This window comes from Acidovorax sp. KPB24-07 (genome assembly GCF_057543315.1).
Genome location: NZ_BAAJYS010000168.1, coordinates 1 through 8,098 on the forward strand (window position 1 = coordinate 1; position 8,098 = coordinate 8,098).

At 65.6% G+C, this 8,098-nt stretch carries 14 protein-coding genes and 1 pseudogene; 2 read left to right on the forward strand and 13 right to left on the reverse strand.

What is annotated here, in order from left to right:
* The 12 genes from AC27IQ_RS15735 to AC27IQ_RS15790 all read right to left on the reverse strand — a co-directional run.
* A partial coding sequence (locus AC27IQ_RS15735) for a DUF935 domain-containing protein (RefSeq protein WP_487090014.1) occupies nt 1-1,292 on the reverse strand: 1,292 nt, incomplete at its 3' end.
* A 4-nt stretch (nt 1,293-1,296) separates the two neighbouring features.
* Nucleotides 1,297-2,967, reverse strand: coding sequence for a hypothetical protein (locus AC27IQ_RS15740; protein WP_487090015.1), 1,671 nt, complete (start codon nt 2,965-2,967; stop codon nt 1,297-1,299).
* The gene (locus AC27IQ_RS15745; protein ID WP_487090016.1) at nt 2,967-3,533 is read right to left on the reverse strand and encodes a phage protein Gp27 family protein; all 567 of its coding nucleotides are present in this window, start codon (nt 3,531-3,533) and stop codon (nt 2,967-2,969) included. Before AC27IQ_RS15745 ends, AC27IQ_RS15740 begins: the two co-directional genes overlap by 1 nt.
* 25 nt (nt 3,534-3,558) lie before the next feature.
* Complete coding sequence (locus tag AC27IQ_RS15750; RefSeq protein WP_272569196.1) at nt 3,559-3,873, reverse strand: hypothetical protein; 315 nt, start codon at nt 3,871-3,873, stop codon at nt 3,559-3,561.
* The gene (locus tag AC27IQ_RS15755) at nt 3,870-4,301 is read right to left on the reverse strand and encodes a hypothetical protein (protein WP_487090017.1); all 432 of its coding nucleotides are present in this window, start codon (nt 4,299-4,301) and stop codon (nt 3,870-3,872) included. Before AC27IQ_RS15755 ends, AC27IQ_RS15750 begins: the two co-directional genes overlap by 4 nt.
* Entirely contained in the window at nt 4,298-4,534 is a 237-nt protein-coding gene (locus AC27IQ_RS15760) for a TraR/DksA C4-type zinc finger protein (RefSeq protein ID WP_487090018.1), read from the reverse strand. The genes AC27IQ_RS15755 and AC27IQ_RS15760 overlap by 4 nt, the downstream gene beginning before the upstream one ends.
* Complete coding sequence (locus AC27IQ_RS15765) at nt 4,524-5,057, reverse strand: hypothetical protein (RefSeq protein ID WP_487090019.1); 534 nt, start codon at nt 5,055-5,057, stop codon at nt 4,524-4,526. The genes AC27IQ_RS15760 and AC27IQ_RS15765 overlap by 11 nt, the downstream gene beginning before the upstream one ends.
* Nucleotides 5,054-5,185, reverse strand: coding sequence for a hypothetical protein (locus tag AC27IQ_RS15770; RefSeq protein WP_487090020.1), 132 nt, complete (start codon nt 5,183-5,185; stop codon nt 5,054-5,056). Before AC27IQ_RS15770 ends, AC27IQ_RS15765 begins: the two co-directional genes overlap by 4 nt.
* Before the next feature lie 2 nt (nt 5,186-5,187).
* The gene (locus AC27IQ_RS15775) at nt 5,188-5,787 is read right to left on the reverse strand and encodes a transglycosylase SLT domain-containing protein (RefSeq protein WP_487090021.1); all 600 of its coding nucleotides are present in this window, start codon (nt 5,785-5,787) and stop codon (nt 5,188-5,190) included.
* Between the two features lie 2 nt (nt 5,788-5,789).
* A complete protein-coding gene (locus tag AC27IQ_RS15780; RefSeq protein WP_487090022.1) occupies nt 5,790-6,155 on the reverse strand; it encodes a putative holin in 366 nt (121 codons plus the stop codon).
* Nucleotides 6,156-6,270: 115 nt separating this feature from the next.
* Nucleotides 6,271-6,621, reverse strand: coding sequence for a hypothetical protein (locus tag AC27IQ_RS15785; protein WP_487090023.1), 351 nt, complete (start codon nt 6,619-6,621; stop codon nt 6,271-6,273).
* Nucleotides 6,622-6,669: 48 nt separating this feature from the next.
* Nucleotides 6,670-7,074, reverse strand: coding sequence for a helix-turn-helix domain-containing protein (locus AC27IQ_RS15790; RefSeq protein WP_487090024.1), 405 nt, complete (start codon nt 7,072-7,074; stop codon nt 6,670-6,672).
* Between the two features lie 64 nt (nt 7,075-7,138).
* Between AC27IQ_RS15790 and AC27IQ_RS15795 the strand changes: the two genes are divergently transcribed.
* Complete coding sequence (locus AC27IQ_RS15795; protein ID WP_272569185.1) at nt 7,139-7,387, forward strand: helix-turn-helix domain-containing protein; 249 nt, start codon at nt 7,139-7,141, stop codon at nt 7,385-7,387.
* A gap of 54 nt (nt 7,388-7,441) precedes the next feature.
* Here the strand turns inward: AC27IQ_RS15795 and AC27IQ_RS15800 are convergent, their stop codons facing one another.
* Nucleotides 7,442-7,738 (reverse strand): hypothetical protein, encoded by a 297-nt coding sequence (locus AC27IQ_RS15800; RefSeq protein WP_487090025.1) that lies wholly within the window; start codon nt 7,736-7,738, stop codon nt 7,442-7,444.
* A gap of 111 nt (nt 7,739-7,849) precedes the next feature.
* Here AC27IQ_RS15800 and AC27IQ_RS15805 point away from each other — a divergent pair.
* Nucleotides 7,850-8,098, forward strand: a pseudogene (locus AC27IQ_RS15805) (hypothetical protein); the annotation flags it as partial.

An 8,098-nucleotide genomic window follows, 5' to 3' on the forward strand; every position in this document is an offset into this window, starting at 1 on the left:
GGGGGCACTGGCGGCACAGGGGCGGCGGGCAGGCCCAGCACGGCCTCGCCGTCTTGCGCCACCGGAATGCCCAGGCGCTCGTGGGCCCACTGCACGGTGGGGCGCACGCCGATGGCCACGAGCTTGGGCAGCGCATCCGCATAGGCCGTGAGGTCCTCGGGCTCTTGCGCATTGAGCCGCATGAGGGGTGCGCGGCGCATGCCGCCCGGCGCCAGTCCGTTGAGGGCAGCGATCGCGTAAACAAGGTCGCGGCTCAGCGTCGTATTGCACTGGCGCACGTCGCCGTCGCGCAGGTCCTTGCGCACTTCGTTGTGGATGTTGCCCAGCGCGTTGGTGCTGCTCTTGCCATCGGCGCCGCTGGTGAGCGTGCCGCCCAGGATCACCTTGCTCTGGTTCTTCTCGCACCAGCTCATCATGAGCTCGAAGGCTTTCGGGTCGCCCGTGGCCGCGTTGTGGAACTCGATCACCATGTCCTCGGGCACGATGCCCGCGGCGTTGTGGCCCACGCCCACCAGGGCGCGCAGCAGGGTGGCCTTTTCCTTTTCGCTCGCGCTGGCCGGGTACTTGCCCACGCGCAGGGGGATGCCATAGATCTCCAGGAACTCGGCCAGGTCGCCGACGCTGTAGTTCTTGAACAGGTACGTCCAGACCAGCTGGCGGAACAAGGCCGACCGCTCCAGGTAGCCGCTCTTGGCCTTGTGCACGTGCGTGATCCAGCCGAAGGGCTGCAGGGCCTCGCCCTGCTTGCCGTCCTCGGTGGTGTTGGAGCGCAGGCGCAGTTCCTGGCAGTAGCCGCGGTGCAGGCTGAACCAGTTCTGCGGGCGGTGCGTGATGGTCTTGGGCACCCACCAGCGTTCCACGCGGTGCCACTCCAGTTCCAGGCAGGCAAAGCCTTTGCCGATGGCGTCGGTCACGTCGAACACCATGTCCTCGAAATCCGGAATCTCGGTCATGAGCTCGCCCAGCTGCTCGGCGGCTTTGGATTCGGCCGTACTGGCGTTGGGAGGCGCGACCACCTCCCAGTCCAGAACGCAGGCACGGCGGCGCTTGCTCATCTCGCTGGCGATGTGTCCGTCCTTTTCCTCCATGTCCTCGAACAGTTCGAACTGGGCCGTGAGGTCGCCCTGTTCCGCTGCGTCCAGGATGCGCGCGAGCCGGGTCGGCGTGAGGCCGCGCGTGGGGTGGCTTTGCAGTTCGCCCTGCAAGTGCAAGAGCCGCGAGGTCTGCGGCTCTTTCAGGTCGGGCGTGGTGATGGGCTGGCCGTCAGGGCCGAGGATGCGGGAGGTTGCCATGGCTCTACCAGGTGGCGTGCGCTTCTGCGTGGGCCAGGAGGTCGTCGTCCTGGTCCTCGCCTTCCGCGCCGAGGTTGTCGAAGCCGCGCGGCAGCGCGGGCACGGGGATGAAGTCGAAGGCCGCGCTCAGATGCAGCGTGGCGAACCAGCCAAGGCAAAGCATGACGGCGGCGTCGCCGTGGCGGTACAGGTCGGGGTCTTTGATGTCCTTGCGGCGGGCCTTGGTCACCATGGCAATGCCGTCCACCTCCTCGATGGCACGCAGATCGCCCGCGATATCGGGGTCGGCCGGAAGTTCGATCACCCCGTCCTCGAAGGCTTGAACCAGCTTGGGCATCCAGGTGCCGTACCAACCCCGGTTCAGCTTGACCTGGTGAACGCGGCTGCGGCCGAACTTGTCGGCGGTTTCCTCGGCCAGCGTCTCGCCGGAACCCGTGGCATCCATGGCGCCGCCGCATTGGCGCGGCAGGCGTTGGATCGCGTGCCAGATAATCTGCCGCTGCTGGGCATAGGGCACTTTGTGCATTTCGATGCACAGCGGCAGCTGGCGGCGCATGCCGGCCCCCAGCGAGATGGCGCCCCAGACGGAAAAGTCACGATGCCGCGCATAGTCTTGGGAGAACACGTGGCGCAGTTGCGGGTCCAGTCGCCGCAACTCGGGGTCGAGGTTGCGCTCGATCCAGTCTTTCGTCCAGGCCTCGCGCTCTGCCGGGCTCTTGAGCAAGAAGTCATCGTCCAGCGCCAGGCGCAGAACGCGCTTAGGCTCCAGCGTCATGGCGTTCTCGATCCAGACGCCGGGCAGGCAAACGCCGTTGCCGTCGCGCGGGATCACGTCCAGCTCCTCGCGCATGGCCGCCTTGCGCACCCCGTAGCCGTTGCGAATCTTGGCGTACCACTTGGCCTTGTCTTCGGCCGTAGGGGTCTTGCCCTTCATCCAGCACACGCGCTCATAGAGCCCGTTCGCCACCGCTTCATCGAAGGTGACCGTGAACACCGCGGCGTCCTCGCCGTAGCGGCCGGCCTCGATGTCTCTCACGAACTGCGCAAACGGGTTGTTCTTTCCGTTCTGCGAGCTGATGACCGTGATCTGGCCGCCCCAGATCAGCAGCGCGGTGGCCGCATCGAGCACGCCCTGCACGTCCATGTGGAATGCGGCCTCATCGATGACGACGTGGCCCTGCAGGCCGCGGATGTTGGCGGGTCGGCTGGACAGCGCGCAAATCTGGAAGCCGCTGGCGAACCGGATTCGGTACGCCGTGATGTGGCGGGTATTGCCAGTGGCGGGGTCCTGGTCCTCGAACAGGAACTCTTCAATCTGCGAGACCTGGCCCTGGGCCTTGGCGATCACGCGTGCGAACTTGGCGCAGTAGCCGATGGCCTCCAGGCCCTTTTCCTTGGTGTCGCCGATGTAGTAGACGTTATCGCCACCGGCCTCCTTGCTGGCGGCCGCCACCAGCGTCTTGCGCAGCATGACCGCGAACGTGATGCCGGTCCGCCGGCCCTTCGGGATGGCGATGATCGAATGCGGGAGCGCCACGGCCTGGCGCTGGTGCAGCATCAGCACGCCCTCGGCCACCGGGTTCAGGTTGGCCGGGATCGATCGGGCACGGGCCGGCAGCTCGTCCCATTCGACGACGCGGACGGTGCTCGCCAGCGGCTGGATCACTTCGGCCATCAGCGCACCCCGAGGAAGTCCCGAATCCAGAAATCAAGCTGCTCCTGGCTCATGCCTTGGCTCTTGGCGATCTTCTCCAGGTTCGCCTGCTGCTCGGCCAGCATCTTGCGCCGGGTGGCTTCTTCCACCTTGGACTGGAATTCCTTGAGATTGATGCTCGAACGGGTGAGCGTGGCGATGTTCTTCGCCGCGGCCGACAACATTCCCACGCGCTCGGCGGGATCGATGGGGTTTTCGGGATCGTCCACAGCCTCCTGCACGTCCAGGATGGCCTCGAACAACTCGGTCTGAATGAGGGCGGTCAGCGCTCCGCTGCGGGCGTCCTGGTCGTCGCCCGCATGCGCCTGGATGATCTTGGCGGCCTCGGTGCTGGCGCGGATCGCGGCCAGGCGCCGGTCCAGCTTGGTGCCGTAGCGGTGCAACGCGGCGCGGCTGGGCAACTGGCCCGCGCTCGCCTCACCGGGAAACCGCTCCTGCAGGTCGGCGATCATCTCGTCGAGAGTCTGCGCGCCAGTGGCGAGCATGGCCTCGATATACGTCTTGATCTCGGCCGGCAGGCGGCTCACGGTGCTCTTTCTTCCCATGCGACGCCTACCAGTACTTGGCGGGGCGTGCGATGCCCGGCTCGCACGTGATCGTGTACTCGGCCACGTCGGTGCCGAAGCGCGTGAGGTCGGCATGCCATCTGCCCGAAGGCTGCTTGTCGATCCGCACCAGTTCGCGGTCGGCAAGGTAGTCCAGCTCGCGCCGAAGCTCGATGGGAGTTGCGTCCGGGTATTCGCTCTGCGCAACGGACAGGATCGGACCCTCGAACGCGCCGATGGGCCGGGCGTTGTTCAGTGTGAGCAGGACAAGCCAGCGCAATGCTTCGCGCCGGATGCGTGCCTGGTCAATGGCGGGGTTCATAGGTGGGAGGCTCCCTGGTTGTGGTTGATGACGGCGCGCAGCTGGGCGTTTTCCAGCTTTCCCGCCAGCCCATCGAGCTTGGCTTCGATGATCGATTGGCCCCGGATGTAGTCGTCACGCATGACGTACTTCACGGGCAGTTCCGCCATGTGCTTCAGGAATTCCCGCTCAACGCGCTGCCACTGCAGCGTCTCGTCGCGGTTCACTTGCTCCAGGCCATCGAGCCGCACGGTCAGCTGCTTGTGCTGGTCTTCGCGGGCCTTGTCCTGGCTTGCGGAGCGTTCTTCGCGCATCTTTTCCTGCATCGCGAAGCGCTCGTCCAAGTGCTTTTGCACCTGATTGAGCAGCAGCCCGCCGCCAGCACCGCAAGCGCCCAGGAAGGCCACCAGCAGGCCCACCAACTGCCAAAAATCCACCTGTATGTTCATCGCCGTCCCTTGGTTCTTTCTCTCCGTGCCTGGCAGTCCACGCACAGCTGGCACCCCGGCAGCGCCTGGCGGCGCTCCCGTGGTATCGGCTCGTCGCACCCGGCCTGCTGGCAGACCGTGGCCGAGTCGGCCACGGTCTTTCCGGCCAGGCCCGCACGGCGCGCCTGCTCGCGCAGTGCGATGGCCAGGTCTTCTTCCTCGCGCTCGCTGGCGCGGTCGATGTCATCGGCCAAGAGCGACTCCCTGCAGCACGGCTGGTCGGCCAGCGCGGCACACGTTGAGGGCGAAGTCCTGCAAGCCGGTCACCTGGTCTCGGAGTCCTTCAGCCTCTGCTGCCAGCCCTTGATACGCAGCGCTGCTTTCTCCGAGAAGCTCTCGGGCGGTGGCGGCTTCGCGAGCGCAGGCGGCAAGGCCGGCATTTCCTGCTGGGTAGGGATCGGGGCGCTGGTTGAGGCGGGCAATCTCGCCGCGCAACCCGCGCACAGCATCAGCGGCAGCAGCATCACGGGCCAGGCGCTTGGCCTCGCGTTGGGCATCTTCATGGGCGACTCTTTCGGCGTTGCGGAACTTGGTGGCGTTGTCGCGGGCGGTGGCGGCATTGCGGGCGTTTTCCTGGGCGTCCCAGTCGGTTTGCACGCGGGCTGCGCCCTGGGCATCGCCGCGGGCGATGAGCCGGGCTTCCCAGCGCTTGACGCCGTAGATCGCCGCGCAGATCAGCAGGGCAATCCCAATGAGGCGATAGGGTGGATTGGTCATGCGGCGTGCTCCTTCGCACAAGACACCACCGCGGCGATGAGGCTCAACACGAGCACGGCTTCCAAAAACACCCCGTCGTTGGCCGCCATAGCCAGCACGCAGCCCACAGCCAAAAGCAGGAATGCCATGCTCATAGCCCGGGCCCCCACGCGGCGTAGCGCGGCTGCAGGACCACGAGGATGCGGTGGGGGTAGCCCAGGTTTTCCGCGCAGTGCACGGGCGCGCGGCGGGCCAGCCCGCAAGCCGCATCGACCTGCAGGCGATCAGGCAAGCGCAGGCCCGTGGCTGCGGCTTCCTGCTGCCAGTGGCCCAGACCGCCGTTGTAGCTGCGCAGGGCCACGTGCATGCGATCAAGCGGGCTGTAACGGGCGGGCGTGCGGTCGTACAGCCAGCGGTCGTAGGCCACCATCGCCTGCAGCGCCCACGCGGGGTTGTAGGGCTGCGGATTCGCCAGGTTGGGGCGGATCGACGGCATCCACCGGGCAGTGCCCGGCATGAACTGGGCCAGGCCTGCAGCGCCCACGCGGGAGACGGCATCGGGGTTCCATGCGGACTCCTGGTGCACCTGGGCAGCGAAGGCCGCCACGGGCGCCTGCAGGCCCCATTCGGCCTGCGCCACACGGATCAGCAGGGAGCGGTAGCGCAGGGCGTCATCCGGCACCTGGGCGCGGGCGACAGGCCACTGCGCGAACGCTGCGGCCAGCGCTAGGCAAAGCACGCGGCGGCGCATGGCTAGATACCCTGGGCCACGCCGATGACCACCGCGGCGACCACGATGGCCCGGCGCAGCTGCGCCGCGCAGAAGGCGCGCAGGTAGGGCTGCACCACGGGAAAGTCGGCGTCATGTTCGGGCTCTGTGGTGCCCAGGCGCCAGTCCTTATGCAGGTAGCTGTCGGGCCGGGCATACGGGAACAGGGCCCGGTCCAGCCAGTAGCCCATGACGGCGGCGAGCGCGACGAGCGAGGCCTTGTAGATCGTGAGGCTGAGCTTTTGCGGGGCGATCGCCGCGATCAACACGATCAGCACGACGGCGAGGACGAGCCAGAGCGAATTGCGCGGTGCGCGCAGCCAAACGGGGATGGAATCTCTGAGTTGCATTGGCCCCTCCTGGGCAGACAGTGACGGCCCCGTGAGGGGTAAGCCGTCAGTGTCTGCAGAGGGGCATCGCGCGTCTTGTGGACGCGGCCACTAATTCAAATCATTGACCGGGGTTCTAAGCTGGCAAATCGCTTTGGCAGTGCCGGCACCTGACCGCCTCACGCCGCACCGATTCAGCGCAGAAAGGGCATTTCTTGAAATCCCCATGCTCGCCATTCTCCACCGCCAGCTGCTGGCTGGTACTGCTTGATAGCGCCCAGATCAACGCCGCCAGTGGAGCGAGGAACGCGCCGAAGGCCGCTCCCGTTCCGCCCCCTCCAGAGCGGCTCACCAGTATGACCATGAGAAAGCCACCGCCCGCACAAGCGAGGAAGACCAGCCAACCGGACCGCCCTCGCTTGGACGCAACGACGGAGGCTATCAGCGCTGCCGCGAAAAAAAGAATAAATCCAAAGATCGGTTCCATATCACTCCCTCCTATTGTTTGAAATTACCGTCATCGTCATTGGCCGCATCACGCGGCTTTTCCGCGTCGTGTACCAGCCGGAGCCTCGAACGCGCCTAGCGTGATCTTTACCCCCGCCTGCACCTGCTGCGGAGCAGCGTGGAAGTTTTCAAGCAGCTTTTTGTCGCCTTCTGACAGGGTGCCTGCTGCTCGTATGGGCTGAGCGCGCTGACCCGTAAGTACGTACGCCACGTCCACACCTTTCCACACCAAGGCGGCCAGCACTTCCCCACCTGGCACCGCCAATCCTCGCTCGCACCGCCCCCAGTGCTCTCTGGTCACGCCGACCATCTGGGCGGCTTGATCCTGACTGAGCCCGAGCGCTTTCCGCTCTTCTTTCAGACGCGACCCAACAAGAGATTGAAAAGTCTCATTCATCGCTTGAAAAAGAGATGTTTTAATCTCATAATTCATCCCAACACGTTTTCACACCACATCACCAGCGCCAACTGGTGACAACAAAACAGGACGCACCACCATGCCCCTAAAAACCCGTCAACAAGTCCGCAACGAGTTCGCCAGCCGTGGCTGGTCTTACTCGGACTGGGCCAAGCAGCGCGGCTATTCGGCCGCGCTGGTTTGCATGATCGTCAACGACGACGACCGCGCTCCCCAGCGCAAGTGCCTGCGGGGCGAGAGCCACAACATCGCTGTGGAACTGGGCCTCAAACAGGGCCAGGTTTCGCGGCAGCAGGCCAAGCCCCGCATGCAGCTGGCGGCGGCATGAGCGGTATGTCCGGCAAGCATCTTACTGGCGCTCGTGCTCTGCGCCGCGCCCCTTTCACCGGCTCCTTGAGCCTGGAAGACCTGGGCGATACAGGTCTTGCACAGCGCGCAGTTCATCCCAACCCGGAATCGCTCCATCAATCGACGCCGCAATCTGGCGCAAGCCCTGCGCACTCATTGGACGATCAGGCTCATCCCGCTCCATCTTGCCCGCCAACTGGCGCATCTCCGAAGTCAGCGCGGAGGCCTCAATGATTCGCGCCCGGTGCAACTGCGCGACCAGTACGCCCAAAGCACGGTATAGCGCGTCGTCACTGTCGCTGAGTCGGATGAAGTCTTCGTCGCTGTCCATTGCTGGCCCCTTGGCTTGTGGTGTTGGTGCCGGACTGTACGGCCCGCCAACCGTAGCGGCGCGTGGCACAGCCGGCATTTGTTTGGACGCCGCTTCGCGGAGGTTCTTCCAATGAGCCGCCGCAACTGGAAACACCTGCGCGCCAACAGCCTGGTGCATGCGTTGCGCCTGTGCAAAGAGTTTGCACAGGAGCGCCGAAACCTGTCGGTGGAGCGCATTGCCGACCGCATGGGCGTGACCCACGACAGCCTCTACAAGTGGCTGGGCACCGGCCGCATGCCGGCCATCTTGGTGCCGGCCTACGAGCTCGCCTGCGGGTGTCACTACGTGACCGACTGGTATGCCGCGGCAGCGGGGCGC